The 24,255-nt window shown below is 64.6% G+C and carries 27 protein-coding genes; 7 read left to right on the forward strand and 20 right to left on the reverse strand.

Annotated features, from left to right (window positions below; genetic code table 11):
- The first annotated feature begins 157 nt into the window (after positions 1-157).
- Positions 158-571, forward strand: coding sequence for an Hpt domain-containing protein (locus FPZ54_RS04255; protein ID WP_239019710.1), 414 nt, complete (start codon positions 158-160; stop codon positions 569-571).
- A gap of 6 nt (positions 572-577) precedes the next feature.
- Here FPZ54_RS04255 and bfr read toward each other — a convergent pair whose 3' ends face one another.
- Positions 578-1,060 (reverse strand): bacterioferritin, encoded by a 483-nt coding sequence (gene bfr, locus FPZ54_RS04260; protein WP_145845261.1) that lies wholly within the window; start codon positions 1,058-1,060, stop codon positions 578-580.
- A gap of 106 nt (positions 1,061-1,166) precedes the next feature.
- On the reverse strand, positions 1,167-1,337 hold the full coding sequence (locus FPZ54_RS04265) for a (2Fe-2S)-binding protein (RefSeq protein WP_145845263.1): 171 nt from the start codon (positions 1,335-1,337) through the stop codon (positions 1,167-1,169).
- A 103-nt stretch (positions 1,338-1,440) separates the two neighbouring features.
- On the opposite strand from FPZ54_RS04265, the gene FPZ54_RS04270 reads away from it, so the two are divergent.
- Positions 1,441-2,163, forward strand: coding sequence for a hypothetical protein (locus FPZ54_RS04270; protein ID WP_145845264.1), 723 nt, complete (start codon positions 1,441-1,443; stop codon positions 2,161-2,163).
- Here the strand turns inward: FPZ54_RS04270 and FPZ54_RS04275 are convergent.
- From FPZ54_RS04275 to FPZ54_RS04290, 4 genes are all read right to left on the reverse strand, one after another.
- Positions 2,153-3,397, reverse strand: a complete 1,245-nt coding sequence (locus tag FPZ54_RS04275; protein WP_145845266.1) for a DUF418 domain-containing protein — start codon at positions 3,395-3,397, stop codon at positions 2,153-2,155. The two genes, FPZ54_RS04270 and FPZ54_RS04275, sit on opposite strands and share 11 nt — an antisense overlap.
- 56 nt (positions 3,398-3,453) lie before the next feature.
- Positions 3,454-3,870 carry a DUF3052 family protein gene (locus tag FPZ54_RS04280; RefSeq protein WP_145845268.1) on the reverse strand — a complete coding sequence of 139 codons (417 nt, stop codon included), beginning with the start codon at positions 3,868-3,870 and terminating at the stop codon, positions 3,454-3,456.
- A gap of 178 nt (positions 3,871-4,048) precedes the next feature.
- Complete coding sequence (purL, locus tag FPZ54_RS04285) at positions 4,049-6,280, reverse strand: phosphoribosylformylglycinamidine synthase subunit PurL (protein ID WP_145845270.1); 2,232 nt, start codon at positions 6,278-6,280, stop codon at positions 4,049-4,051.
- Between the two features lie 397 nt (positions 6,281-6,677).
- Positions 6,678-8,135 (reverse strand): phospholipase D-like domain-containing protein, encoded by a 1,458-nt coding sequence (locus FPZ54_RS04290; protein ID WP_145845272.1) that lies wholly within the window; start codon positions 8,133-8,135, stop codon positions 6,678-6,680.
- 80 nt (positions 8,136-8,215) lie between these two features.
- Here FPZ54_RS04290 and FPZ54_RS04295 point away from each other — a divergent pair, with 80 nt between their 5' ends.
- Entirely contained in the window at positions 8,216-8,599 is a 384-nt protein-coding gene (locus FPZ54_RS04295) for a PAS domain-containing protein (protein WP_145845274.1), read from the forward strand.
- Here the strand turns inward: FPZ54_RS04295 and arsC are convergent.
- The 4 genes from arsC to aroQ form a co-directional block, all read right to left on the reverse strand.
- Complete coding sequence (arsC, locus tag FPZ54_RS04300) at positions 8,596-8,931, reverse strand: arsenate reductase (glutaredoxin) (protein WP_145845275.1); 336 nt, start codon at positions 8,929-8,931, stop codon at positions 8,596-8,598. The two genes, FPZ54_RS04295 and arsC, sit on opposite strands and share 4 nt — an antisense overlap.
- Before the next feature lie 94 nt (positions 8,932-9,025).
- Positions 9,026-10,387, reverse strand: a complete 1,362-nt coding sequence (gene accC, locus FPZ54_RS04305; RefSeq protein WP_145845277.1) for an acetyl-CoA carboxylase biotin carboxylase subunit — start codon at positions 10,385-10,387, stop codon at positions 9,026-9,028.
- 110 nt (positions 10,388-10,497) lie between these two features.
- Positions 10,498-10,977, reverse strand: a complete 480-nt coding sequence (gene accB, locus FPZ54_RS04310) for an acetyl-CoA carboxylase biotin carboxyl carrier protein (protein ID WP_145845279.1) — start codon at positions 10,975-10,977, stop codon at positions 10,498-10,500.
- A 94-nt stretch (positions 10,978-11,071) separates the two neighbouring features.
- Positions 11,072-11,506, reverse strand: coding sequence for a type II 3-dehydroquinate dehydratase (gene aroQ / locus FPZ54_RS04315; RefSeq protein ID WP_145845281.1), 435 nt, complete (start codon positions 11,504-11,506; stop codon positions 11,072-11,074).
- Between the two features lie 80 nt (positions 11,507-11,586).
- Between aroQ and thiS the strand changes: the two genes are divergently transcribed.
- Complete coding sequence (gene thiS / locus FPZ54_RS04320) at positions 11,587-12,582, forward strand: sulfur carrier protein ThiS (protein WP_145845283.1); 996 nt, start codon at positions 11,587-11,589, stop codon at positions 12,580-12,582.
- On the opposite strand, the gene FPZ54_RS04325 is transcribed toward thiS, so the two are convergent.
- Both FPZ54_RS04325 and FPZ54_RS04330 read right to left on the reverse strand, forming a co-directional pair.
- Positions 12,579-13,187 (reverse strand): hypothetical protein, encoded by a 609-nt coding sequence (locus tag FPZ54_RS04325; protein WP_145845285.1) that lies wholly within the window; start codon positions 13,185-13,187, stop codon positions 12,579-12,581. The two genes, thiS and FPZ54_RS04325, sit on opposite strands and share 4 nt — an antisense overlap.
- Complete coding sequence (locus FPZ54_RS04330) at positions 13,187-13,783, reverse strand: class I SAM-dependent DNA methyltransferase (protein WP_222428348.1); 597 nt, start codon at positions 13,781-13,783, stop codon at positions 13,187-13,189. The genes FPZ54_RS04325 and FPZ54_RS04330 overlap by 1 nt, the downstream gene beginning before the upstream one ends.
- 98 nt (positions 13,784-13,881) lie before the next feature.
- On the opposite strand from FPZ54_RS04330, the gene FPZ54_RS04335 reads away from it, so the two are divergent.
- Complete coding sequence (locus FPZ54_RS04335) at positions 13,882-14,052, forward strand: CsbD family protein (protein ID WP_145845287.1); 171 nt, start codon at positions 13,882-13,884, stop codon at positions 14,050-14,052.
- A 216-nt stretch (positions 14,053-14,268) separates the two neighbouring features.
- Positions 14,269-14,532 (forward strand): helix-turn-helix domain-containing protein, encoded by a 264-nt coding sequence (locus tag FPZ54_RS04340; protein ID WP_186456911.1) that lies wholly within the window; start codon positions 14,269-14,271, stop codon positions 14,530-14,532.
- Here the strand turns inward: FPZ54_RS04340 and FPZ54_RS04345 are convergent, their stop codons facing one another.
- The 7 genes from FPZ54_RS04345 to rimO form a co-directional block, all read right to left on the reverse strand.
- Positions 14,533-16,185, reverse strand: a complete 1,653-nt coding sequence (locus tag FPZ54_RS04345) for a thiamine pyrophosphate-binding protein (protein WP_145845291.1) — start codon at positions 16,183-16,185, stop codon at positions 14,533-14,535.
- A 50-nt stretch (positions 16,186-16,235) separates the two neighbouring features.
- Positions 16,236-17,630: a leucyl aminopeptidase family protein gene (locus tag FPZ54_RS04350; protein ID WP_145845293.1), complete on the reverse strand. Its 1,395-nt coding sequence runs from the start codon at positions 17,628-17,630 to the stop codon at positions 16,236-16,238.
- A gap of 6 nt (positions 17,631-17,636) precedes the next feature.
- Positions 17,637-18,017: a type II toxin-antitoxin system VapC family toxin gene (locus FPZ54_RS04355; RefSeq protein WP_145845295.1), complete on the reverse strand. Its 381-nt coding sequence runs from the start codon at positions 18,015-18,017 to the stop codon at positions 17,637-17,639.
- Positions 17,998-18,276, reverse strand: coding sequence for an AbrB/MazE/SpoVT family DNA-binding domain-containing protein (locus FPZ54_RS04360; protein WP_145845296.1), 279 nt, complete (start codon positions 18,274-18,276; stop codon positions 17,998-18,000). Before FPZ54_RS04360 ends, FPZ54_RS04355 begins: the two co-directional genes overlap by 20 nt.
- 32 nt (positions 18,277-18,308) lie before the next feature.
- A complete protein-coding gene (locus FPZ54_RS04365) occupies positions 18,309-19,211 on the reverse strand; it encodes a hypothetical protein (protein ID WP_145845297.1) in 903 nt (300 codons plus the stop codon).
- 68 nt (positions 19,212-19,279) lie between these two features.
- Positions 19,280-19,531: a helix-turn-helix domain-containing protein gene (locus FPZ54_RS04370; RefSeq protein ID WP_145849569.1), complete on the reverse strand. Its 252-nt coding sequence runs from the start codon at positions 19,529-19,531 to the stop codon at positions 19,280-19,282.
- 748 nt (positions 19,532-20,279) lie between these two features.
- Complete coding sequence (gene rimO / locus FPZ54_RS04375; protein ID WP_145845298.1) at positions 20,280-21,644, reverse strand: 30S ribosomal protein S12 methylthiotransferase RimO; 1,365 nt, start codon at positions 21,642-21,644, stop codon at positions 20,280-20,282.
- 160 nt (positions 21,645-21,804) lie between these two features.
- Between rimO and FPZ54_RS04380 the strand changes: the two genes are divergently transcribed.
- Positions 21,805-23,217, forward strand: a complete 1,413-nt coding sequence (locus FPZ54_RS04380; protein ID WP_145845300.1) for a tetratricopeptide repeat protein — start codon at positions 21,805-21,807, stop codon at positions 23,215-23,217.
- 4 nt (positions 23,218-23,221) lie between these two features.
- Here FPZ54_RS04380 and FPZ54_RS04385 read toward each other — a convergent pair whose 3' ends face one another.
- Complete coding sequence (locus FPZ54_RS04385) at positions 23,222-24,163, reverse strand: alpha/beta fold hydrolase (RefSeq protein ID WP_186456912.1); 942 nt, start codon at positions 24,161-24,163, stop codon at positions 23,222-23,224.
- Positions 24,164-24,255 lie beyond the last annotated feature (92 nt).

A 24,255-nucleotide genomic window follows, 5' to 3' on the forward strand; every position in this document is an offset into this window, starting at 1 on the left:
CGGCCCCCACTTCAGGGTATCGTTGATGGGTGGCCGGGTGGGGGAGCGGGCCGGTGCCGCTTAACTGAAAACGAGTCTGGGGGCGTCACGTCAACCGGACGTTTACCGGATTACCCATATCTGTGATCCGACGGCTCGTGGCAGCTTGGAGGGTGGCGTGGCGACGGTGGATCAGGACCGGCTGGTGGATTGGGCTGCGTTCGCGCAGGCCCGATCGCAGCTTGGCGCCAATTTCGTCCGCATCCTCGGCTATTTCCACGAGGACGGTGTCAAATCGGTCGCGCGGATCGAAGAGGCGATGCGGGCGGGTAATGCCGCAGCGCTGGTGCTTCCGGCCCACACGCTGAAGGGCGAGGCGCATCAGTTCGGCGCCGAGCCGCTGGCGGACTGCGCGGCGGCGATCGAGGATATCGCCCGCCACTGCGTCGAACATCGCTATGAGCCGAGCGAGGCGCTCAAACATGTGGTCGAGCTGCGTCCGCTGTTCGAGGCGACGCTGGCGCTGCTGGAGCGCGAGGCGAACCCGCTGGTCGAGCGGCGCCCGGCATTCGGACGCCGCCCGGCAGTCTGAGCCGCGTTATGCGGACTCTTCGGGCTTCGAATTGAGCTGAATATAGTTCTGGAGCCCCATGCGGTCGATCATCTCGAATTGGGTTTCGAGCGTGTCGACATGGTCTTCCTCACTGTCGAGGATGCGCTGAAACAGGTCGCGGCTGCCATAGTCGCGCACCTTCTCGCAATGTTCGATCGCGTCCTTGAGCAGCCTCACCGCCTCATATTCCAGATCGAGATCGGCCTTGAGCACCTCCTCGACCGTCTCGCCGATGCGCAGACGCCCGAGCAGCTGGAAATTGGGTAGACCGTCCAGGAACAGGATGCGCTCCGCAAGCCAGTCCGCGTGCTTCATCTCGTCGATGGATTCGTGGCGCTCGAACTCGGCGAGCTTTTTGACGCCCCAGTGATCGAGCAGACGGTAATGGAGCCAATATTGGTTGATCGCGGTAAGCTCGCCCTTGAGCACCTCGTTCAGAAAATCGATGACCTTGGGATCGCCCTTCATGACGTGTCGCACCTTCCGTAGCTAAATCGGAGGCGAGCATAGCGCCAAAGCGGCGCCGCAAACAGTCAGAAATGGCGGATTTCCGCGGTTTTTTCAGTTGCGAACGTCACGCAGCCGCGCGTTCGGAATCGATAATGGCTCGCGCAAACGGCACGCACTGACCGCATTTCGGCTGACGCCCGAGCGCGCGATAGGCCTGGCACGCACTGATCGCGCCCTCACGCGCCGCGGCGCGGACATCCTTTTCACGAATTGCGTTGCAGACGCAGACGACCATCGAACCCTCTCGCTATTGTACGGTAGCTAAGGCGATTGAGACTGATTCGCAATCCCTGTTGCGAGGCATTCGCGAAAATCTCTGTTGGATGACGGGAGGTGGCGTGAAACAAGGCGATATGCGCCTGATCCTCTCGCTCGTCCTGATTCTCATGCCGGTTGCCGTATCGGCGGCGGACAATCCCCGCGCCTCTGCTGCCGATCTCGCGCCGCCGGAGGCAGTGGTACGCCTGGTCGATGCGGCTATTGTCGAGATGGTGACGCCAGGCGGTCCCGCCGCGCAGGATTGGGAGAAGCAGGGCGTCGATCTGATCGCGCGCCTTTCTGCAGCGTCGGGTGGGATCGACGCGACGGTCACGGTCAGCGATACGCCCGGGGACCGTTCGGTCGTGCACTATGGCGGCGGCAGGATCGACAGCCCCGACGGTCTGAAGACGTTGATGGATGTGCCGGGACGCACGATGCCCGGCGAGATCGCCTGGCAGGACGTGTCGGAACTGGGCGACGGGCTTTGGATGCGGACGAGCGGGCGGCTGACGCGGCGCGGCAATGCGCTGTGCGGGCAGGGGTGGGAGACGCTGACGATCCTGGCGCCCGCCGATGCCCCGCTGAACGACGATGCCCGTCTCGCCGTTATGGTGGTGCGGTTGATGGCGGAACGGCTCGGCGCGATGGAGATGTGCGTCATCGCCTTTGAACTGCCCGATGGCTCCTTTGCGGAGCGCAGCTTTCTGCCCGACGGACGGCCGCTTCCCAAGCTGGACGAGCAGATGAAGCCGGTCCGCCTCCGGCCGATCGCCGATGCCGGGGCGATCCTCACCCCTTGAGCAGCGCGCCTCCGGCCATGGCCTGCGGGCGTCCCCGCGACAGGCTGCGCCACAGCCATTCGAGCGGGCCATAGGCGAAGCGTTCGAGCCACGGCTTCGACCAGAGCAGGATCAGAACCCAGACCCCGAGGACCACCAGATAGACCTCGGCGCGCGAGAGTTCGCCATACCAGCCCAGACCCCAGCCATAGAAGATGAAGGTGCAGATCAGGCTGGTCATCAGATAGTTGGTGAATGCCATCCGCCCCGCCGCCGCGAGACGGGCGGTAAGCGTACCGCCGGGGCGCATCAGCAACACGATCAGGCTGGCCCAGCCCATGATCATCAGCGGGCGGAAGGGCACGGTGAAGACCATCGTCGCGGCGGTGACCGGAACGAGCGCGAAGTCCGAGCGGATCATCCAGAGCGCCAGGGCGACATAGACCGGGATGCCGATGCCAAAGCCGATCGCGACCCAGCGCCAGTAGCGGCGGCGCTCCCACTGGCCAGTCAGCATCCCGTTGCGGAATGCGGCCATGCCGAACAGCATATAGGCGAGCGTTTCCCAGCCATATTGGAAGATCGCCGCGATCGGGCCCCAGGCGGCTTCCTTGAACCGTTCCACCGTGATTCCCCACCAATCGCCGCGATAGATGGCGACCTGCTCGGCCAGCCAGGCGGGGGCCGGCTGGCCGAAGCCACGCTCGAACGCCACCAGCGCTTCGCGCAACCCGTGATTTCCCGGGGCAGCCTGCGCCATCGCCACCGTAAAGGGAATGAAGGCGGAGACGAGAAACTGGAATACCAGCAGGATACAGCCGATGATGAGCAAGGTCTTCACCCGCGCGTTGCGGAAGAAGAAGGCAAGCATCCCCATCAGCGCGTAATTGTTGAGAATATCACCCCACCAGATCAGCCAGAGATGGATCAGCCCGAAGACGAGCAGCCAGACCATGCGCGCATAATGGACCTTCGCCGCGCTCTCGCCCTTCGCTGTCGCACGATCGATCACCAACAAAGTCGAGGCACCGAACAGGAAGGAGAACAGCCCGCGCATCTTGCCGTCGAACAGCACGAAATTGCCGAACCAGACCGCCAGGTCGGCGCCCTCCGCACCGCCATAGGCCGCCGGATTGAAATAGGCCGGCATCGGCATCGAAAAGGCGATGATGTTGAGCAGCAATATGCCGAGTACGGCGACGCCGCGAACGGTATCGAGCGTCAGATAGCGGTCGCCCGCTGCGGTCGTTGCCATGTGATGCGTCCCCCCATTGCCCCCGATTTACACGTCCGCGACGCGTGATGCCAGCGTCATCCCGTTTCGCGCAGCTCCTTGCGGATCATCAGCTTGAGGCCCGACCAGACGTCGTCAACGGCGCAGACCTTCACATCGACAAGGCCGAGCGGAAGGGCGATCTCGCGGATCGTGTCCTCGGTGATATCGGTTTCGACCTTCGCGGCTTGCTTCGGCCAGGAAACCCAGATGAACCCGCTCGGCGCGATCAGTTGGCGGAGCGCCTTGAGCTCGCAATCGAGCCGGTCGCGCGTGGTAACGAAGACATGCGCCGCGTCGATGCCCGTGCTGGGCGCGGCAAGGAGTTCCAGGCCGAGCCTGTCGATCCCGGCCTCCTCCCGGACGCTGTCGGGCATGTCGGCGATGAACAGCCGCATCCCGGGCTTGTAGCCGAGCTTGTCGGATAAAGGCGTCGTCGAATAGCCCGCGGTCATAGCCCCTCCAGTCGCTTGAACGTCGCAAAGGTCGCAGTGCCAACGCGCGAGAAGCGGATTGGGTCGCCTTTGGACGTTCAGGCGAAGGTTGCACAGAAACGCCGTGCAGGAAAATGCGCTCTGTGCCGGTGTTATGGGCCCCTGAGGAAAGCGAACCCCCGGGGGACGAAGGTTGAGGTCACGCCATCGCCGCGTCGGGGCCCATCAGCGCCGGGAAGAAGCCCTCATGCGCGGTACGCAGCGTGTCGATCGTCACGCACCAATCGCCTTCGTCGAGTTCGAAGATCAGGCGGTCCTTGATCGTCCGGCCCATCGGGTCGGCGGGGACGTCGGCCTCCGACGCGGCGGTCAGGAATTCGGTCAGCGCCTCGTCGGGGACGGTGACGATGTAGAGGCCCTGATCCTCGCCGAAGAAGCTGCCCGCGACGCCGAACGGCTGCGCCTGGTCGATCATCGCGCCGATGCCGCTCGCGAGCGCCATTTCGGCGAGCGTGACGGCGACGCCGCCGTCGGAAACGTCGTGGACCGCGTTGACAAGGCCGCGATCGATCATCGCGCGGATGAAGTCGCCGGTACGCTTTTCGGCCTTGAGGTCGACCGGCGGGGGCGGACCTTCCTCGCGGCCATGGATTTCGCGCAGCCAGATCGACTGGCCGAGATGGCCGCCCCGCTCGCCCACCGCGAGGATCGCGTCGCCGGTCGCCTTGAAGCCGATCGTCATCGACTTCGACCAGTCGGCAAGGATGCCGACGCCGCCGATCGCGGGGGTGGGCAGGATCGCGGAGCCGCCGCCGGTCGCCTTGCTCTCATTGTAGAGCGAGACGTTGCCCGACACGATCGGGAAGTCGAGCGCGCGGCACGCGTCGCCCATCCCTTCGAGGCACCCGACGATCTGGCCCATGATCTCGGGACGCTGCGGGTTGGCGAAGTTGAGGCAGTTGGTGACCGCGAGCGGCGTCGCGCCGACGCTGGTGAGGTTGCGCCATGCCTCCGCGATGGCTTGCTTCCCGCCCTCGACCGGATCGGCAAAGCAATAGCGCGGGGTGCAGTCGGTGGTTATGGCCAGCGCCTTGTCGGTGCCATGGACGCGGACTACCGCCGCGTCGCCGCCCGGACGCTGGACGGTGTCGGCGCCGACCATATGGTCGTACTGCTCCCAGATCCAGCGGCGCGAGGCGATGTCGGGCGAGCCCATCAGCTTGATCAGGTCGGCGGTGATATCCGCGCATTCCGGTTCGTCCGCCAGGTCGGCGGGCTTGGGCGTCGGCACATGCGGGCGGTCGTAGAGCGGTGCTTCGTCGGCGAGCGGCGCGAGCGGAATGTCGGCGACGGTTTCGCCCTTCCACTTGAGTATCATGCGACCGGTATCGGTGACCGTGCCGATAACGGCGAAGTCCAGTTCCCATTTGCGGAAGATCGCTTCGGCAAAGGCTTCGCGGCCGGGTTTCAGAACCATGAGCATCCGCTCCTGGCTCTCCGACAGCATCATTTCGTACGGCGTCATGCCGGTTTCGCGCTGGGGGACATTGTCCATCACCAGTTCGATGCCGACGCCGCCCTTCGACGCCATCTCGACGCTGGACGAGGTCAGGCCCGCCGCGCCCATATCCTGGATCGCGACGATCGCGTCCGACGCCATCAGTTCCAGGCACGCCTCGATCAGCAGCTTTTCGGTGAAGGGATCGCCGACCTGCACGGTCGGGCGCTTCTCGTCGCTATGCTCGTCGAAATCGGCGCTGGCCATCGTCGCGCCATGGATGCCGTCGCGACCGGTCTTGGAGCCGACATAGACAACCGGATTGCCGATGCCTGCGGCGGCGCTGTAGAAAATCTTGTCCTGCTGCGCGACGCCGACCGTCATCGCATTCACCAGGATGTTGCCGTCATAGGCCTTGTGGAAGTTCACTTCTCCCCCGACGGTCGGAACGCCGACGCAATTGCCGTAGCCGCCGATGCCATGGACGACGCCGGCGATCAGATGCTTCATCTTCGGATGATCGGGGCGCCCGAAGCGCAGCGCGTTCATGTTGGCGATCGGACGCGCACCCATGGTGAACACGTCACGCAGGATGCCGCCGACCCCGGTCGCCGCGCCCTGATAGGGTTCGATATAGGATGGGTGGTTGTGGCTCTCCATCTTGAAGATCGCCGCCTGTCCATCGCCGATGTCGATCACGCCGGCATTCTCGCCGGGGCCGCAGATCACCCAGGGCGCTTCGGTCGGGAGCTTCTTGAGATGGATGCGGCTGGACTTGTAGCTGCAATGCTCGGACCACATTACCGAGAAGATGCCGAGTTCGGTCAGGTTCGGCTCGCGCCCCATCGCGTGCAGCACGCGCGCATATTCCTCGGGCGAAAGGCCGTGTTCGGCGACGATTTCGGGCGTGATGGCTGGGGCGTTTTGGGTCATGGTCGCGCGCATAGCGGGGACGCGCCGCCGCGTCATCCCCCCGCATCAGGCAGCGGTTCAGGCGGGCCGTGCGTTTGGACGGCATGGGTATCGCCACCCTTTCGAATCCGCGCCAGCGGCCGCACTGACGCTGACCGGGGCGTTTGGCGTGCTGCTGGTTCTTGGGAGCGCAGCGCGCGCGGACGGGGCGGCGATGGATGCCGCGACTTCCCTGTTCGAGATCGTTCCCGAGCGTCGGAGGATCAGACCGTTTTCGGCCCGACTTTCATCTCTCTGTTCCCCGGCGAAGGCCGGGGCCCAGTTTCTACGAACAAGAGGCGGCATCCCGTCCCCCGAAACTGCTCGCAACTGGACCCCGGCCTGCGCCGGGGAACGTGAAACTTAGCCCGTTTGCGCTCTAGCGACGCCGCAGCCGCCTCAGCAACCCGCCCTTCGCCATCGCCTCGAACGGGGATTCGTCGCCCGCGTCGAGCAGCTGGTTTTCGGCGAGCCAGGCTTCGACCGTGTCGAGATCGGGTACGCGATAGGGCCGCAGCGAGCGACCGGCGCAACGCAGCCCCTCGATCGCGGCGACCAGCGATCCGGTCCGGGCGATCCGGTCGGCGACCGTGAGCGAATCGGTGCCGAGATGTTCGGCGATCAGGCCGTTGCGGATCGCGGCGATCCGCCTCGCCTCGTCCTCGCCGCGCGCGGCCAGTGCCACGTCGCACTCGGTGTCGAGACCCAGCGAGCGGTTGTTGAAATTGGAGGAGCCGACGCGCAGCAGCCGGTCGTCCACCGTCAGCACCTTGGCATGGACATAGATCGGGTCGCCCGCCTCGGTAACGGGGTGATAGATACGCAGGCGATCATGCGGGTCGCGCCGCTTGAGCGCCTGAAACAGCCGCGCGCGGGCGGTGTCCATCGCCTCCTGCTCCAGCCAGCCATCCGCATGGGCGGGATTGACGATCACGAATTCGGGGCCATCGGGCTCGGCGAGGCGGCGGGCAATGGCTTCGGCGATCTTGCGCGATGCGAAATACTGGCTTTCGGCATAGATGAAGCGCCGCGCCGAGGCGATCAGGTCGAGATAGAGCGCCTCGATCTCCTGCACCGGCTCGTCGCCGTTCAGCTGAGGCTGGGTTCGGGCGATGGCGATGCGCGCGTCGGTGAAATCGGGAGACAGCGTTTTCGGCCAGCAATCCTGCTCGACCTGCGGCGGGTCGATCGGGGTTCCGCCCGCGCGTTGCCAGCGCTCGCGGCAAAGGTCGCCAAGCGCGCGTGCGGCAGGTCCGGTGATCGCGGTGGTCGCGTCGTGCCACGGCATGTAGCGGTCGCCGCCCGGGTTGATCCGCCCGGGATCGCCATCGCCATGCGCGCGCGTGTCCCAGCGGCCCAGCGTCATGTCGATCCCGCCGCAAAAGGCGATGCAATCGTCGATCACGACGATCTTCTGGTGATGCGAAGCGCCGGGCGGGTGCGTGGCGTCGAGCAGCAGATGGATGCGTTTCGACAGCTTCCATTTGATGAGCGTCTGAAGCGTGTGCCCCCGTAGCAGCGCCATGAGCGCGCCGACATCCCAGCGCAGGACATGGACCTTGAGGTCGGGATTGCGTTGAACCAGCCATGAAATGAACGCGCCGACCTCACGCGGGGCCTCGGGATGGTCGGGCGGGTCGTCATGGGTGAGCAGAATGCGCGAATCAAAGTCCCAGCCGATCAGCAGAATCTGTTTCTTCGCGGTCAGCATCGCCGCGCGGGCGGTGCGGAAATAGGCGTCGGCATCGACGATGACGGAGAGTTTGTCGGCGGGTTCGACCCGCCAGCAATTGCGGCCCGGTTCGAAAATCAGCGAGTCGGACGAACGGGTGGGCATGGCCGCAGCGATAGCCGCGCGGGGCGTCGAGGTCACGCGCGTTGACTGGACTTTAGTGAATGTTGGGGTAACCCACCGACATGGACAATATGGCTGGCCACGCGACTCGGTTGATGCCGTTGCAGGCGCGCTGGGAATGCGATCTTTCCGATAATGCGCTGCGCTGGAGCGATGGCGTCTATGATCTGTTCGGGCTTGAGCGGGGCATCCCGGTCACGCGCGAGGAAATCCTGAAAATGTACCTGCCCGAATCGCACGCGGAGCTCGCGCGGCTGCGTGCAGAAGCGATTGCGACCTGCGGCAGCTTCACCTTCGAGGCGCGGATCCGGCGTGCCGACGGCGAACTCCGCTGGATGCGGGTCACCGCGGACGTCGTCGCGGAGGATGGGGTGGCCCGGCTTCTCTACGGAACCAAGCTCGACGTGACCGAGGAAATGGCGGCGCGCGCCCGCGACGCGGCCTAGAGAATCTCGCGAATCGCCTCAGGGGGGCGGCCGAGGCGGACGCCCTTGTCGGTTTCGACCAACGGGCGTTCGATCAGGATCGGGTCCGCCGCCATGGCGTCGAGAATCACATCGTCCGACGCGTCCTTCAACGCCTTCGCGCCCGCTTCCGCCTTGCGCAGACCGTCGCGCGGGGACATGCCGCCCTTCGCATAAAGCCGCGCGAGTTCGGCGCGCGACGGCGGGGTCTTGAGATATTCGACCACCGTCACATCGGCGCCGGCGTCGGTCAGGATCGCCAGCGCCTCGCGCGATTTCGAGCAGCGGGGGTTGTGGTAGATGGTGACGTTCACGCGAACCTCCGTGTTTGCTGAGCCTGTCGAAGCGCTTCGTGCCGACGGCGCGGGTAAGGTCCTCCGACAGGCTCAGGGCAAACGGATGCCTTGATTATTCCGCGTCCTGCTTCGCCAACCATTCTTCGAGCCACTTGATCGTGTACTCGCCCTGCTGGAACTCCGGCACGTCGAGCAGCGCCTGGTGCAGGGGAATCGTGTTCTTCATCCCGTCGCCCTCGATCACGAACTCCTCCAGCGCGCGGCGCAGGCGGCGCAGTGCGCCCTGGCGGGTGGTGCCGTACACGATCAGCTTAGCGATCATGCTGTCATAATAGGGCGGGATCTTGTAGCCCGAATATAGGCCGCTATCGACGCGGACGTTCATGCCGCCCGGCGCGTGATATTGCTTCACCAGACCCGGCGAGGGCGCGAAGGTGCGCGGATCTTCGGCATTGATGCGGCATTCGATCGCGTGGCCGCGGAACTGGACGTCCTGCTGGCGCAGCGTGAGCGGATGCCCCTCGGCGATGCGAATCTGTTCGCGGACAAGGTCGAGGCCGGTGATCGCCTCGGTCACCGGATGTTCGACCTGGAGCCGGGTATTCATCTCGATGAAGTAGAATTCGCCGTCTTCCCACAGGAATTCGATCGTCCCCGCGCCGCGATAGCCCATGTCGGCCATCGCCTTTGCGCAGATCGTGCCGATCCGGTCGCGGTCGGCCTGGCCGAGCACGGGAGAGGGGGCCTCTTCCAGCACCTTCTGGTGGCGGCGCTGGAGCGAGCAGTCGCGCTCGCCGAGATGAATTGCGTTGCCGTTGCCGTCGCCGAAGATCTGGATTTCGATGTGGCGCGGATTGCCGAGATATTTTTCGAGATAGACGGTGGCATCGCCGAACGCAGCCTTGGCCTCGCGGCCTGCCTGCTGCATCAGCGTCTCAAGCTCGTCTTCGGACGTGCAGACCTTCATGCCGCGCCCGCCGCCACCTGAAGCCGCCTTGATGATGACCGGATAGCCGGCCTTCGCGGCGATCGCCTTGGCCTCGTCGAGATCGCTGATCGCGCCGTCCGAACCGGGGACGAGCGGAAGTCCGAGCGCACCGGCGGTGCGCTTCGCCTCGATCTTGTCGCCCATGATGCGGATATGCTCGGGCTTCGGCCCGACGAAGATCAGGTTATGCAGCTCGACGATCTCGGCGAACTTGGCGTTCTCGCTGAGAAAGCCATAGCCGGGGTGGATCGCGTCGGCGCCGCTGATCTCGGCCGCCGAGATGATGTTGGGGATGTTGAGATAGCTGTCGGCGGCGGCTGGCGGGCCGATGCAGATCGCCTCGTCCGCCAGACGGACATGCATCGCATCGGCATCGGCGGTCGAATGAACCGCGACCGTCTTGATCCCCATCTCATGGCACGCTCGATGGATACGCAGCGCGATCTCGCCACGATTGGCGATCAGGAGCTTCTTGATTTCAGGCATTTTTGTTTCCTAGGCGGGACCGGCCCGCTCCCCCACCCGGCCACCCAGCGGTAGCATGATATGGGTGGCCGGGTGGGGGAGCGGGCCGGTGCCGCATCGACGAAGTCGACTTACTCAACAACGACGAGCGGCTGGTCGAACTCGACCGGCTGGCCATTCTCGACCAGGATCGCCTTGACCGTGCCGCCATGCGGCGCCGCGATCGGGTTCATCACCTTCATCGCCTCAACGATCACCAGCGTGTCGCCCGCCTTGACCTGCTGTCCAACCGTGACGAACGGCTTCGCGCCGGGTTCGGCGGCGAGATAGGCGGTGCCGACCATCGGCGACTTGACCGCATTTTCATGTGCCGGCGTGATCGAAGCGGGGTCCGATGGCATGGTCGGCGGAGCGGCGGGAGCGGCGGGGGAGGGCATCGGCGCCGGTGCCGCATAGGCGACCGGCGCGCTGCTTACCTTGCGCGCGACGCGGACCTTGCGATCGCCATCCTCGACCTCGATCTCGGTCAGATTGGTGTCGTCCAGCACGGCGGCGAGCTGGCGAACCAGCTCGATATCGACGTGCATCCCCTTTTTGTGTTCTTCGCTCATGCGACCTCGAAAATCATGACGTGCCCAAATCCCATGGGCGCCCGGAAACCGCGCCTCTTAGTGAAGATGAACCCGCTTGCAAACGGGTCCCGGATCAGAGGCGCGCGGCGGCTTCAAGCGCAAGCAAGTAGGAAAGCGCGCCGAACCCGGCGATGGTTCCTTTAGCGGCACGACCGACATAGCTCAAATGACGGAATTCCTCGCGCCGGTGGGGATTCGACAGATGCACCTCGATCACGGGGGTGCGGATGCCCTTGATGCAGTCGTGCAACGCGATGCTGCTATGGGTGAAGGCGGCGGCATTGAGCAGCACCGCTTTCGCCCCCACCGCCTGCGCCTCATGCATCCAGTCGATCAGATGCCCTTCATGATTCGATTGGCGCATATCGATCGTCAGGTCGAGTTCGCGGGCGCGATCCTCCAGCATTCCGGCGATGTCATCGAGCGTGTCCGACCCATAGATTTCCGGCTCGCGCGTGCCGAGCAGGTTCAGGTTCGGGCCGTTGAGGACATAGATGGTATCGGCCAATTCGTTTCCCCGAGATTTTTCGGCCCGCATTTGAGCCTTGCGCCGAACTCCCTATATCGCGCGCCAGCGAAAGGACCAGCATGACTCATACCGACGGGACGATCACCATCACGGTCAATGGCGAGCATCGCCGCGTTGCGGGCGGCATCACGCTCGCCGAACTCGCCAACGAACTGGGGCTGGTTCCGGAAAAGGTGGCGGTGGAACGCAATCTGGAAGTCGTTCCGCGCTCGACGCTGGCACAGGTTGAGGTGCAGGATGGCGACGAGATCGAGATCGTCCATTTCGTCGGCGGCGGCGATCACGATGACGATAGCTGGACGGTGGCGGGGCGGACCTTTACCTCGCGGCTGATCGTCGGGACCGGCAAGTACAAGGATTTTGCGCAGAATGCGGCGGCGGTCGAGGCTTCGGGCGCAGAGATCGTCACAGTCGCGGTGCGGCGGGTGAATGTCAGCGATCCCAAGGCGCCGATGCTGACCGACTTCATCGATCCGAAGAAGATCACCTATCTCCCCAACACCGCAGGCTGTTTCGACGCCGAGAGTGCAATCCGCACATTGCGGCTGGCGCGCGAGGCGGGGGGATGGGACCTGGTCAAGCTGGAGGTGCTGGGCGAGGCGAAGACGCTGTACCCCGACATGCATGAGACGCTGCGCGCGACCGAGGTGCTGGCCAAGGAGGGTTTCCTGCCGATGGTCTATTGCGTCGACGATCCGATCGCGGCGAAGCGGCTGGAGGATGCGGGCGCGGTGGCGATCATGCCGCTGGGCGCGCCCATCGGTTCGGGGCTGGGCATCCAGAACCGCGTGACCATCCGCCTTATCGTCGAGGGTGCGACGGTGCCGGTGCTGGTCGATGCAGGCGTCGGCACCGCGAGCGACGCGGCGGTGGCGATGGAGCTTGGCTGCGACGGCGTGCTGATGAACACCGCGATCGCCGAGGCCAAGGACCCGATCCTGATGGCGCGGGCGATGAAGCTGGCGGTCGAGAGCGGGCGGATGGCGTACCGCAGCGGGCGGATGGGGCAGCGACGCTATGCCGATCCGTCGAGCCCGCTGGCGGGGTTGATCTAGGGGGCGGGGTTAGGGGCGGGTGTACTCTTTGCGATACCGCGCCGGTCGGCTGCACCGTCGAGAAAGATGCATTTGATCCGCAGTGTCTGCTCGCGTGAAAACACCCGTTCCTTCGTCAGTTCTGCCATGTTGATCTTGTCTGCATCGTTGGACATTTTTTCTACGTGCGGGAGACACTGGCCTTTCAACGGCGAGTCGAGGCACGTGGCTAGCGCCGTCATCGTTTCAGCGGAGTAGGTGCGTGCGAGCGCAACACTCCGAAGGCGACGCATCGTCATTTCATCAGCTCGGTCTGCTTGAAGGTTGAGGAGGGTGAGGGTCCAATCGACTGTTTGAAGAAAAGGCACGTCAGTCTCACGAAGCATTATATCAGGGTCATAGCCACATGCTCGGACCGCCTCTGTGTCGGTCGCGGGATCAATCAGTTCGATGATGCCTGCCGATGCGCGACTTCGGGCGTCCAAGAGCGCGCTCGCTGCGATGCGCCGCTCAAAGTCCGGATCGGATGCCGTCGCCACGCGATAGCTTGCCATCGCGACCGGCCCGCCGATCCAGCCTACAAGGATCAGGAGCAACGCGCCGAGCAGCCAGCCGATGAACCGCATCACACCTTCCCCACCAGCCAGACCGTGAAGCCGCCGCAGCTGGCGTCCTCGATCACATTGTTGATTACGCTCAGCCCGCATTCGGCGAAGATCGCGCGATATTCGGCGGGGGCGAGGCTGGCGTGATAGAGTTCCTCGCCCTCGAATTCGCCAATCGCAACGCCGTTTGCCGGGCCGGTGTTGAACAGTGCGACGCCGCCCTTGCGCAGCCATACGCTCATCCGTCGGATCAGCTTTTCCTGCCATTGCGGTTCGAGATGGAACAGGCTGCACCAGGCGAGGATGCCGTCATAGGCCGCGGTCTCGGCGCCGAAGCGCATCATGTCGGCCTCGATCCATTGGTGACGCGGAAAGCGGGTGCGGGCGAGGCTGATGAGCGTGGTCGAGGTATCGATGCCGGTCAGGTGATGGCCGTGGTCGATCAGAAAGCGCGCCACCGGCTCGCCGCCGCCACAGCCAAGATCGAGCACGGACGCGCCCCGTGGGAGCATCCGCTCAAACCGTTCGAGCCAGGTTCGTTCGGGGAAACTGCCACGGCGTGCCGCGTCGAATGCGGCGGCGTGGCGCTGATACAGGTGCGCTATCCGGTCCGGCACGATCGGAACCACCGGAATTCAGGCCGTAAATTCGGAACTCCTGCCTCTCCCATCGGTTGATGTTGCAACCCCAACCCTAGAGCCATTGGAGACCCATCATGGGCGAACTGACCGACAAGATCAAAGGCAACGTCAACGAGGCGATCGGCAAGGCAAAGCAGCAGAGCAACGATCCCGAGACCCGCGCGGAAGGCGCCGAGCAGGAAGGCAAGGGCAAGGCCCAGCAATTCAGCGGGAAGGTGAAGGGCGCTCTAGGCGACGATATTTGACCGCTGTCCAACAGCGTTGACCCGAATTAGGGCCGTTTTCTGCGGGAAACGGCCCTTTTTCATAGGTGAGCCGTCTCGACTCGCGATGCGATTCGAGTCATGTTGCTGTTCCGGGCCGGGACGAGTCCCGGCGTTGTCAGCCAGCCGGGGGGCTTGACGCCGATGAACGCAATGACTGAGCAACCAATACTTCCCTTCGCGAAAGGCGATTGGCGTGTGGAACCGCGCGGCAGCGTGGGCACCGTGCTGGCCGAAGCCCGCCGACGCTGCGCGATGACGATCGAGCAGGTGGCGGAAACCACACGCGTGCCGATCCGCTATCTCGCCGCGATCGAGGCGGAGCGGTTCGACGTGATTCCGGGGGTCATCTATCTCAAGGGCTTTGTGAAGGCGTTCGCTCGGGCCGTCGGCCTGTGTGAACGTTGGGCGATGGACGCGATCAACGCTGCGCTGAGCGAGCGCCGACGCGCCACGGCCTGACTATCCCCGGATCGCCGCGATCGTCGTCGCGGGGGTGATGAATTCCACATCGGTCTTGAGATGGAGCAGGCGTACGCCGCGCTCCGCCAATGCACGGTCGAGCGCGGGCGCGAAGTCCGCAGTGCGCTCGACGCTTTCCGACCAGCAGCCATAGGCGCGGGCCAGCGCGGCAAAATCAGGATTGTGCAGCGTGGTGCCGGACAGGCGCTCCGGAAATTCACGCTCCTGATGCATACGGATGGTGCCATAGGCGCCGTTGTCGATGACGAGCACGAGCATATCGGCGCCATGCTGGACCGCAGTGGCCAGCTCCTGGCCGTTCATCAGGAAGTCGCCATCGCCCGCCAGAGCAACGGCCAGCTTGTCCTTGCGGCGCAGCGCGGCGGCAACCGCGGCGGGGGTGCCATATCCCATTGCGCCTGCGGTCGGGGCGAGCTGTGCAGGCTGTGCGCCATAGGGCCAGTAACGGTGCCACCAGGCGGAGAAATTGCCGGCGCCGTTGCAGATGATCGTATGATCGGCGTCGAGCCGTTCGCGCATCGCGGCGACACACTGGCCAAGGTCGAGGGCAACCGCGTCGCGTCGGGTTGGCGTGGACCAGTCGAGCCAATCCTCATGCGCCTGCGCACCGGCGGGTCGGGGCGTTTCGGGCGCATCGGCGGCGGCGAGCATGGCGGCGAATTCGAACACCGGGGCAGCGATGCCGAGATCGGCGCGATAGACGCGGTTGAGTTCGCCCGCATCGGGATGGACGTGGATCAGCGTCTGGCCGGGATGATCCGGCGTCACGAGCGTGTAACCGTCGGTCGTCGCTTCGCCCAGCCGTGCGCCGACCACCAGCAGCAGATCGGCGGCCTTGATCCGCTCGACCAGCTTCGGGTTGGGGCCATAGCCGAGATTGCCGGCCCAAGCGGGCGAGGCATTGGGGATGGCGTCCTGTCGCCGGAATGCGCCGGCGACGGGAATGCCCCAGCTGCGCGCGAAGGCATCGAATGCGGCGCCCGTCGCGACATCCCATCCTGCACCGCCGACAATGGCGACCGGACGCTCGGCGGTCCGGAGCAGATCGAGGACATCGGTGAAATCGTCGGGATCGAGACCCGCGCTATGGCGGCTGAGGCGGGGGCGGTCGCGCGTCTCGACCGCGTCGGTCAGCATATCTTCGGGCAGCGCGATCACGACCGGGCCGGGGCGGCCGGAAATCGCGACATTCCATGCGCGGGCGATATATTCGGGGATACGCGCTGCATCCTCGATCCGCGTCGCCCATTTGGCGATGGGTCCGAAAAATGCGGGGAAATCGACTTCCTGAAACCCTTCGCGGTCTCGCATCGAGCGGTCGACATCGCCGATGAACAGGATCATCGGGATCGAATCCTGCATCGCGACATGGACGCCGATACTGGCATTGGTGGCGCCAGGGCCGCGGGTGACGAAGCAGATGCCGGGCTTCCCCGTCATCGCGCCGTCGGCGCAGGCCATGAAGGCGGCGCCGCCCTCGTGCCGACAGGTCACCAGATCGATCTGCGCCACGTCGTGCAGTGCGTCGAGCACCGCCAGAAAACTTTCGCCCGGGACGTGAAAGATACGATCGCAGCCCTGGGCCACGAGATTATCGACCAGAATGCGGCCGCCATTGCGCAGGTTCGTCATGCCCGCCATCTTGGCGTCCCGATGAAGCGAAGTCGAGCCGATAGCGCCGCTTATGCTGTGTCCGAATAGCGCCCTTTGAGCATCGCCCAGGTCGCGCGCAGGCCCATCGCGTCGCCCCCTTTGGGGCGGCCCGGCTTGGCGGCGGGACGCCAGGCGAAGAGGTCGAGATGCGCCCAGGCAATGTCCCTGGGCACGAAGCGGCGCAGGAACAGTGCGGCGGTGATCGGTCCGGCGAACGGGCCATCGGGCGCGTTAACCATGTCGGCGATGTCGGATTTGAGCATCTCGTCATAGCCGTCCCACAGCGGCAGGCGCCACAGCGGATCCTTCGCCGCGTCGCCCGCGTCGAGCATCGCACCCGCGAGCGCATCGTTATTGGCGAACAGGGCGGGAAGATCCGGGCCGAGCGCGACGCGGGCAGCCCCGGTGAGCGTGGCGAAATCGAGGATCAGGTCGGGCTTGGCCTCGACTGCCCTGGTCAACGCATCACCGAGGATCAACCGCCCCTCGGCATCGGTATTGGTGTTTTCCACCGTCAGTCCCTTGCGGGTACGCAGCACGTCGCCGGGGCGGAAGGCGTTGCCCGCCACCGAATTTTCGACCGCGGCGACGAGGAGGTGAAGGCGGACGGGCAGGCGTTGTCCCATCACCACTCCGGCGAGCGCCAACGCATGGGCAGCGCCGCCCATGTCCTTCTTCATCAGGCGCATCCCGGCGCTCGGCTTGATATCGAGCCCGCCGGTATCGAAGCACACCCCCTTGCCGACGAGTGCGAGGCGCGGATGCGTGGGATCGCCCCATTCCAGTTCGATCAGCCGCGGCTCGCGCCCCCGCGCGGCGGCCATGCCGACGGCATGGATCATTGGATAGCCCTGTTCCAGCGCGTCGCCACGGGTCACGTTGAGCGATGCGCCATGGACCCTTGCGAGTGACGCTGCCTCCGCCTCCAGGTCTGCGGGCCCCATGTCCGACGCGGGCATGTTGATCAGGTCGCGCACCTTGAAGGTAGCGGTGGCGAGGCGCAGCGTCTCCTCGATCCGGCCGGGTTCGCCGGTCAGCAGGACGCGCGGTCCCTGTGCTGTGTCGTCCTTGCGGTAGCGATCGAAGCGATATTGAGCGAGCACCCAGCCGAGCATCGCGCCGCCCGGTTCGCCGGTTGCAAGGCGATAGGTCCCTGCGGGAAGCTGTTCGCCGAGCGAGGCGATGCGGAACGGCGAACCCTCCGCCTCATCGCATACGAGCAGCATCGACCAGTCGTCGTCCTTGTCGCCCGGCAGCACCGCGCGGTTCCCCGCCTTGCCGGTCAGCTTGTGCGCGGCAATGGTGGTGCGGATGCGCGCGGGCTGTGCCTTGAGCCAGTCGGCCCATTGGTCGGGGCGGACGACGTGGAGCGTGCGGGCGGGCTGGCCGCGATCGGGCTGGAGCAGGGGGGACAGGTCGGTCATGGATACTCAGGCTGTGAGGAGGGTAACGCGGTCGGGCGCGGTTGCGGCGAGCGCCTTGTCGAAGGTGACGAAGTCCGTGCAGCCGCCGCAGCGAACCAGATGAAATGCGTCGGCGAAATCCGCGCCTCCATCCACGAGGCTGAGAGCCTCGCGGAGACGGTCCGAATCCTCGAAAATGACGTTCGGCAATCCCATTAGGTCACGGATTGTCCGAACGACTTGAGCACGTGGGAGGTCATAGCTCCGCAATACCCATTCGAGTTCCAGCGCAACCGTTATCGGAACGAAGACCGCACTCGCTTCCAATAAGGCGCGCGAGAGGAGGTGTTGCCGTTCATCATCGCGCAGGAGAAAGCGGGCGAGGACGTTAGTATCGACTGCGCGCATCGCGTTCTTGCACAACCTGCGCGATCCCCTCGTCCATCTCCTCTATCGTTTTCGGCGGGCCAGTATAGTATTTCGCCAGACTACCCGCGAGTTGATCCAGGGTCGTGGGTGGAAAGGGCTTCGCTTTGCGAATCACCACGCCACCCGGCGTGTTCTCGACAATAAGTTCGGTGCCCGCCGTCCATTTGAGCTTGTCGCGCAACGCCTTGGGCAGGACCAGCTGGCCCTTGCTCGACAATTTGGTGGTGATCGCGTTCATTCGCGCCTCCGTAAGACGGAAGTAAGATAGGTTTATCGGCCTTGGAGCGCAATGGCGGGCGCGGTGCAGAGGTCCATGGCGCGATCGATCATCGCGGTGAGGCGGTTGCGGCTTTCCGCGAGGCGGGCGGGGTCGAGGCCGCGCTCTTGCGTCTCGAAATTCACATAGTCCATGCCGCGCAGCAGCGCATAGTTGGAGAGCGATCCGTCGCTGACGCTCACCCGTTCGAACACGACGTTGAAGTCGGCCAGCGCCAGCGCCTTGCCGCACCAGGCGGAATAGGGCGAACGGCCCGAGCGATAGGCGACATAGGCCAGGCTGTCGTCGTCGTCGAACGGCCAAGCGCGGGCCTGCGACGCATGAGGCTGCATGACATCGCTGCAGAAGCGGATCGACACCTCGCCCCGGCCCGGCGGGTCGCCCTGGTTGCAGCGCGAGGCACTAGTGTCGAAGCCCGGCGAATTGGTGTGAAGGGCGATGATCGGCCGCGCGCCGCGATGATAATCGGCCAGGATCATATTGGCGTAGAGCGGCGTACCGTCGCGAAAATTGCGGTTGGGGTCGATCGGTCGCCCGCGATCGACCGCGGCGTTGCGGCGCTTGCCGTCTTCGGCGATGCCCGTATCGACCGCGATCACGACCCCGCCATAGGTCCGAACCCCGGCCAGCGCGGCTTCGAACCCGGCATTTTCGTCGTCGTGCGGCACGAACCACAACGGGCCGCGCGGCTTTTTTTTGTTCGCTATACGGAACAGGCGCCAGGCGCCGCGCTCCTCGCGAAACTCGATCCGGGTCACGGCGAGTCCCCGCCAAATGGCAGGATCGCGATGGCGGGCGAAGTCGTCGTCTTCGATCGTCAGCGGATCGACGACTGCCGATTCGGCTGCAATCGGCGGAGCGACGCCCGCCAGAACCAGCCAGAAAACCGGTATCAATGCGATCTTTCGCAGTGGTCGCGCGCTCGCGATCCATCCGTTTCCTAGGGGGCGGGCAGGGTTCAACTTCAATCTGCCTTGTTCAATTGCGGGTCCAGCACATCGCCGGGGTTAAGTTCTAACGCCCTACAAAAGCGAACGAATTCCCAGACGTCCAGGCGTCGCTGGCGCCGCTCGATCCGGCTGACGAACGACTGGTCATATCCCAAGGCCGCAGCCAGTTCGATCTGGCTCACCCCGATCTGCTTCCGGCGCCGAACCAGACTATCGATAATTGCGATGTACGGCTCCTCGAACGGCGTTTTGCGCGAGTTCTGCATCAGCAGCAATCTGTGTCCGAGGGGGTAAGAATAGTGCAAAATGCACTATGCAGATTTAGCATATTCGTTTATCATCATTGTGGGTAAGGCGGTGACAGACAGTCGGCTGGGCTGGATGGAGCGGGGGAGTCGTGGACGAGAGGCAGGTCTCAAAAAATCGGCGCGCGCAAAGACGGAGGGATAGGCCCCGCCCGTCGGCAAGCTGGTATGTGCTGCGGCCCCTGTTCTGGCCGCGCTGGGTGCGGCGCGCAGCGCTGGTTCTGTTGCCGGTTTCGCTGCCGCTCCTGCTTCTGCTCCTCTCGCTCATGCCGATCTGGATCTTGTTCGAAGTCTGTATTCGGATCGCGGACGCCGGGCTCGGGAAGCTGTGGAACGCGCGACAACGAATTGTTCGACATGCGCCATATTCCACCTATTAACTGGAGTCAGAGCAGAGGCGCCAAGCGCAATCCGATGTGCGCGTCTGACGCTGCGCAACGATCGTTGTTACGGTCCTTATACCGGTTGTTGCGATCCATACCGCACAATCTAAAGCGTCGGCGCGCGCCGACTGTCCCATCTTCGGTCGAATATGCGGATCCCCCGAACGCGATGGCTGCCGAACTTGATCGGACCGGCCGCCCGTCGACAGAAAGATGTTCGCAGAGTCCGACCGATCCGTTCAGCGGACAATTGCGTCAGTCGCGTGAACCTAACCCGAACGCGGAGCGCTGCGGAGAGTGTGAGCCCGTAATCCCCATTCTAAAGGTCACGGTAAAGGGAATCTGGCTGTAACCCGTCCATCCGCCGGGAGCGGCACGCCGTACAGATCGTGCTCGTCGGCGTCCTCAATCTCGACTGCGACGATTTCGCCCTGCTTCAGATGTCCGGCGTCGCGCAGGAACACCGTTCCGTCGATCTCGGGCGCGTCGGCCTGTGACCGGGCATTGGCACCGTCGCCATCGACCTCATCGATAATCACTTCGAGCGTGTGACCGACCTTTGCCTGAAGCTTGGCCGCGCTGATCGCCGCAGTCTTCTCCATGATCCGGGCGTAGCGTTCTTCCTTGACCGCTTCGGGAACCGCGCCGGGCAGGTCGTTGGCGGCGGCACCCTCGACCGGCTCGAAGCGGAACGCGCCGACGCGGTCGAGTTGGGCTTCGTCGAGCCAGTCGAGCAGATATTGGAAATCCGCCTCGGTCTCACCGGGAAAGCCGACGACGAAGGTCGAGCGGATGGTGATATCCGGCGCGATGCTGCGCCAGTTCTTCAACCGCTCCAGCACCTTCGCCTCGTTCGCCGGGCGACGCATGGTCCGAAGGACGGACGGGCTGGCGTGCTGAAAAGGGATGTCGAGATAGGGGAGGATCAGCCCCTCTGCCATCAGCGGGATGACCTGATCCACATGGGGGTAGGGATAGACATAGTGGAGCCGCACCCAGGGGGCGATCTTGCCGAGTTCGCGGGCCAGGTCGGTCATATGGGGGACGACATGCTCGCCCTTCCACATCCGCGGTTCCCTGCGGATATCGACGCCGTACGCGGACGTGTCCTGGCTGATGACCAGCAATTCCCTTGTCCCCGCTTCGACCAGCTTTTCAGCCTCGCGCAGGATCGCGTCGGGGCGGCGGCTGACGAGATCGCCGCGCAGCGCGGGGATGATGCAGAAGGCACAGCGATGGTTGCAGCCCTCCGAAATCTTCAGATAGCTGTAATGGCGCGGGGTGAGCTTGAGCCCGCTGTCGGGGACGAGGTTGAGAAAGGCGTTGGGCGGCATCGGCGCGGCGTCGTGGACGGCCCCAACCACTTCCTCATATTGATGCGCACCTGTGACCGCCAAGACATTGGGAAAGCGGGCGCGGATGACCTCCGCCTCCTTGCCCATGCAGCCGGTGACGATGACGCGGCCATTTTCCGCAATCGCCTCGCCGATCGCTTCGAGCGATTCTTCCTTGGCGCTGTCGAGAAAGCCGCAGGTGTTGACCAGCACCACGTCCGCCCCGGCATAGTCGGCGGACATGGCATAGCCGTCGCTGCGGAGCTTGGTCAGGATACGCTCACTGTCGACCAGATTCTTGGGACAGCCGAGCGACACCATGCCCACCTTGGGGGCTTCGGGGAGTCGCGTTGCCATGATTGGCGGGCGACATAGGCGATTTTGGGAAAAAAGATAGGGGAAGGGGGTGCGCTCGACCTCCGGGCGGCGGCAACTTGTCAGTTGCCGAGCACCCGCCGGAGGCTCAAACCGGTACGACCACCACACAGCGCATTTTCTAATCGGCTGGGGAGAGGCGATGATCGATCTGCGACGACATGCGGTAACCGGCGGAGCTGCGATGCTGGCGCTGGCGGGGTTGGGCGCAGCGGGGGCGGCGGCGGCGCAAACCGTGCCGCGCATTCCGATCCCGGCTGAGGGCGAGGCAGCGTTCGCCAAGCGCGAATATGGCAAGGCCGCAGGGATCATCATTCCGGCGTTCGAGAATTGCCGGACGGCACATCCGGATGGCGACACGTGCGCCACACTTGCCGCCGGTGTCGCGGTTCTGGTCGCGACGGCAGGCAACGACAAGGTCGAGGGCACGATCCTGCGGGCGCTCGATTACGTCGATACGCGAGTCGGTCCCGAGAGCGAGGATGCGCTGATAATGCTCAGCGCTCTGACGAGCTATTATGAGCGCTTGCAAGACTTGAACAAATATCTGCCTGCCGCAGAGCGGCGACTGGCGGTGTCGCACAAGCTCCATGGAGCCACCGGCCGCCTGACGGTGATTGCGGCTGTCGGGCTTTGCATCGCCCAATGGAATCTGGGTCAGGGGCAGGCGGCGGTGGACCTGTTACTGCCGATCGCCCGGGAACTGCCGGAGACAACGCCGGAACAGGTTGTCCTGTCCGGCCGCGTCCAGGAGTGTCTGGGCATGGCCTATTATTCGATGGATCGCGACCGCGAGGCGGAGCCGGCGTTCCGCAAGGCGCTGGCGCTCTTTGAGCGGGCGGAAGGGGAGAGCGGGCCGCTGGCGCTCGATGCGATGGCAAGCCTCGCCAACACGTTGCGCAGGCTGGACCGTGAGGACGAGGCCCGCTTGCTGGCTGCGCGGGTCGATCGGCTGGCGAAGCCCGGCTCCACTGCTCGCGAGCGTATTACGTGGTGGTCCGGTGCCGCCCCGGCGGATCCGGTCGCGGCTGCCCGCGCAGAACTCGCCCGTGCGGAAAAGCAATATGGCCCGGCATCGGCGGTCACCGACATGGCGGCTGCGATGCTGGGGGTGGCGCTGATCGACGCCGAAAAGTTCGCCGAGGCGGAACCCTATGTCCGGCGGCTGGAAGCAGCGGCAAACAACCCTGTGAACCCGGCGTCGGTGCGGATCAAGATGCTGACGGGGCAGGTGGTGCTGACGATGAAAACCAATCCGGAACGGCTCGATCTCGTCGTTCCGGTGATCGAACGCCTCGTCAGTGTCGCAAAACAATCGGGCACCGGCAGCGACAGACTGCTGATCGATTTCCAGATGTATGCGGGGATGAGCCTCCTGCTGACCGGACAGCCACAGCGCTCTTATCCGTTTTTGAGCGATGCAGGAGATCTGCTGATGTCGCGTCTGGCGAGCTATCGCGATTTCGATGCGGCGGCGCAGAAGGAGACGCGCCAATATTCTCCGATCTTCAAGTTCAAGGTCACGAACGCGTGGTGGTTGGCGCAGAGGCGGTGAGAGGTCAGGATCCGCGCGCCCGGATGAAGCGCGCAACGTGATCTGATACGGTCTCGTCGGCGCCGAGCCAGATATGGCCGCCGCGTTCCAGGATCACCAGCGTGGCATCGGGAATGACAGTAGCCAGATACCGCGCGGTTGCTGCGGTTCCGAACCGATCGTCCTCGACCGAGAGGATCAATGTTGGCGCCCGGATTTTCCGGTAGTCCACCGGGTGCGAAGCGCCGGCCAGTCTGGCGTCGTTCAATAGGCCGCGTGAACGCGTGCTGATCGGCAGCATTTCGTCGAGAATCCGATAGGCGCGCGCGCGTTCGCCTGGGCTGACGGTCTTCAGCAGATGAGGATCGGTCGCCAGGAGATTGGCGACGAGTTGTTTCGGTGCGATCCGGCGCGCGGACCAGTAGACGAAGTCGGAACCCAGGGCCTGTTCGACGAACAGCTTCTGGGTCGCGGTCATCTCGACCGGGTCGAGTCCGGTCACATTGGCTGCCGGGACGAGCAGCACCAGCAACGAACAGCGTTGCGGGTGGCGCAATGCGAACTGGATTGCGGCGAGCGCTCCGGCCGACCCTGCAACGACGGGAAGGCGATCAATGCCCAAATGGTCAAGCAGTTCGACAAGCGCGTCGGCCTGGTTTTCGGAAGAGGGATTGACGGGAAAGTCGCTGCGCAGATAGCCGAACCGCGACGGCGCGATCACGCGGTAACCCCGCTCGATCAACCCATGGCCAAAGCTCAGGCCCTGGTCGAATCCGCCCCCGGTGCCGTGGATCATCATGATCGGGGGGCCTTCGCCCCTAACCGCATATTCCAGATCGCCGAACCGCGTGCCGACGATATCGCTTGCGCCGGCGAGCCGGTGTTCAGCCTTGCGCATTGTCGCCGAAAAAGCCGTCGCCACCACAGCCCCAGCGGCGAGCATCATCCCGCCCGCCGCGATCAGCATCGTTCTCCCTCGGGGTGATCGACGACTCGGGCTGGCGCGTGCAGTGGACATGATAGGGGGCTAGGAGCTCGATATCGGCGAGGCACTACGGA

The sequence above is a fragment of the Sphingomonas suaedae genome, from assembly GCF_007833215.1.
Classification (GTDB): Bacteria; Pseudomonadota; Alphaproteobacteria; order Sphingomonadales; family Sphingomonadaceae; genus Sphingomonas; species Sphingomonas suaedae.

What these genes read in the sequence shown, in the direction of transcription:
- FPZ54_RS04355 (WP_145845295.1), bottom strand. Translation starts at nt 18,017, where the DNA reads ATGCGCGCAGTCGATACTAACGTCCTCGCCCGCTTTCTCCTGCGCGAT.
- FPZ54_RS04265 (WP_145845263.1), bottom strand. Translation starts at nt 1,337, where the DNA reads ATGGTCGTCTGCGTCTGCAACGCAATTCGTGAAAAGGATGTCCGCGCC.
- accC (WP_145845277.1), bottom strand. Translation starts at nt 10,387, where the DNA reads ATGCCTGAAATCAAGAAGCTCCTGATCGCCAATCGTGGCGAGATCGCG.
- FPZ54_RS04385 (WP_186456912.1), bottom strand. Translation starts at nt 24,163, where the DNA reads ATGCTGATCGCGGCGGGCGGGATGATGCTCGCCGCTGGGGCTGTGGTG.
- bfr (WP_145845261.1), bottom strand. Translation starts at nt 1,060, where the DNA reads ATGAAGGGCGATCCCAAGGTCATCGATTTTCTGAACGAGGTGCTCAAG.
- thiS (WP_145845283.1), top strand. Translation starts at nt 11,587, where the DNA reads ATGACTCATACCGACGGGACGATCACCATCACGGTCAATGGCGAGCAT.
- FPZ54_RS04275 (WP_145845266.1), bottom strand. Translation starts at nt 3,397, where the DNA reads ATGGCAACGACCGCAGCGGGCGACCGCTATCTGACGCTCGATACCGTT.
- FPZ54_RS04345 (WP_145845291.1), bottom strand. Translation starts at nt 16,185, where the DNA reads ATGACGAACCTGCGCAATGGCGGCCGCATTCTGGTCGATAATCTCGTG.
- rimO (WP_145845298.1), bottom strand. Translation starts at nt 21,644, where the DNA reads ATGGCAACGCGACTCCCCGAAGCCCCCAAGGTGGGCATGGTGTCGCTC.
- FPZ54_RS04380 (WP_145845300.1), top strand. Translation starts at nt 21,805, where the DNA reads ATGATCGATCTGCGACGACATGCGGTAACCGGCGGAGCTGCGATGCTG.
- FPZ54_RS04290 (WP_145845272.1), bottom strand. Translation starts at nt 8,135, where the DNA reads ATGCCCACCCGTTCGTCCGACTCGCTGATTTTCGAACCGGGCCGCAAT.
- FPZ54_RS04280 (WP_145845268.1), bottom strand. Translation starts at nt 3,870, where the DNA reads ATGACCGCGGGCTATTCGACGACGCCTTTATCCGACAAGCTCGGCTAC.
- FPZ54_RS04350 (WP_145845293.1), bottom strand. Translation starts at nt 17,630, where the DNA reads ATGACCGACCTGTCCCCCCTGCTCCAGCCCGATCGCGGCCAGCCCGCC.
- FPZ54_RS04295 (WP_145845274.1), top strand. Translation starts at nt 8,216, where the DNA reads ATGGACAATATGGCTGGCCACGCGACTCGGTTGATGCCGTTGCAGGCG.
- FPZ54_RS04335 (WP_145845287.1), top strand. Translation starts at nt 13,882, where the DNA reads ATGGGCGAACTGACCGACAAGATCAAAGGCAACGTCAACGAGGCGATC.
- FPZ54_RS04360 (WP_145845296.1), bottom strand. Translation starts at nt 18,276, where the DNA reads ATGAACGCGATCACCACCAAATTGTCGAGCAAGGGCCAGCTGGTCCTG.
- purL (WP_145845270.1), bottom strand. Translation starts at nt 6,280, where the DNA reads ATGACCCAAAACGCCCCAGCCATCACGCCCGAAATCGTCGCCGAACAC.
- accB (WP_145845279.1), bottom strand. Translation starts at nt 10,977, where the DNA reads ATGAGCGAAGAACACAAAAAGGGGATGCACGTCGATATCGAGCTGGTT.
- FPZ54_RS04370 (WP_145849569.1), bottom strand. Translation starts at nt 19,531, where the DNA reads ATGCAGAACTCGCGCAAAACGCCGTTCGAGGAGCCGTACATCGCAATT.
- FPZ54_RS04325 (WP_145845285.1), bottom strand. Translation starts at nt 13,187, where the DNA reads ATGCGGTTCATCGGCTGGCTGCTCGGCGCGTTGCTCCTGATCCTTGTA.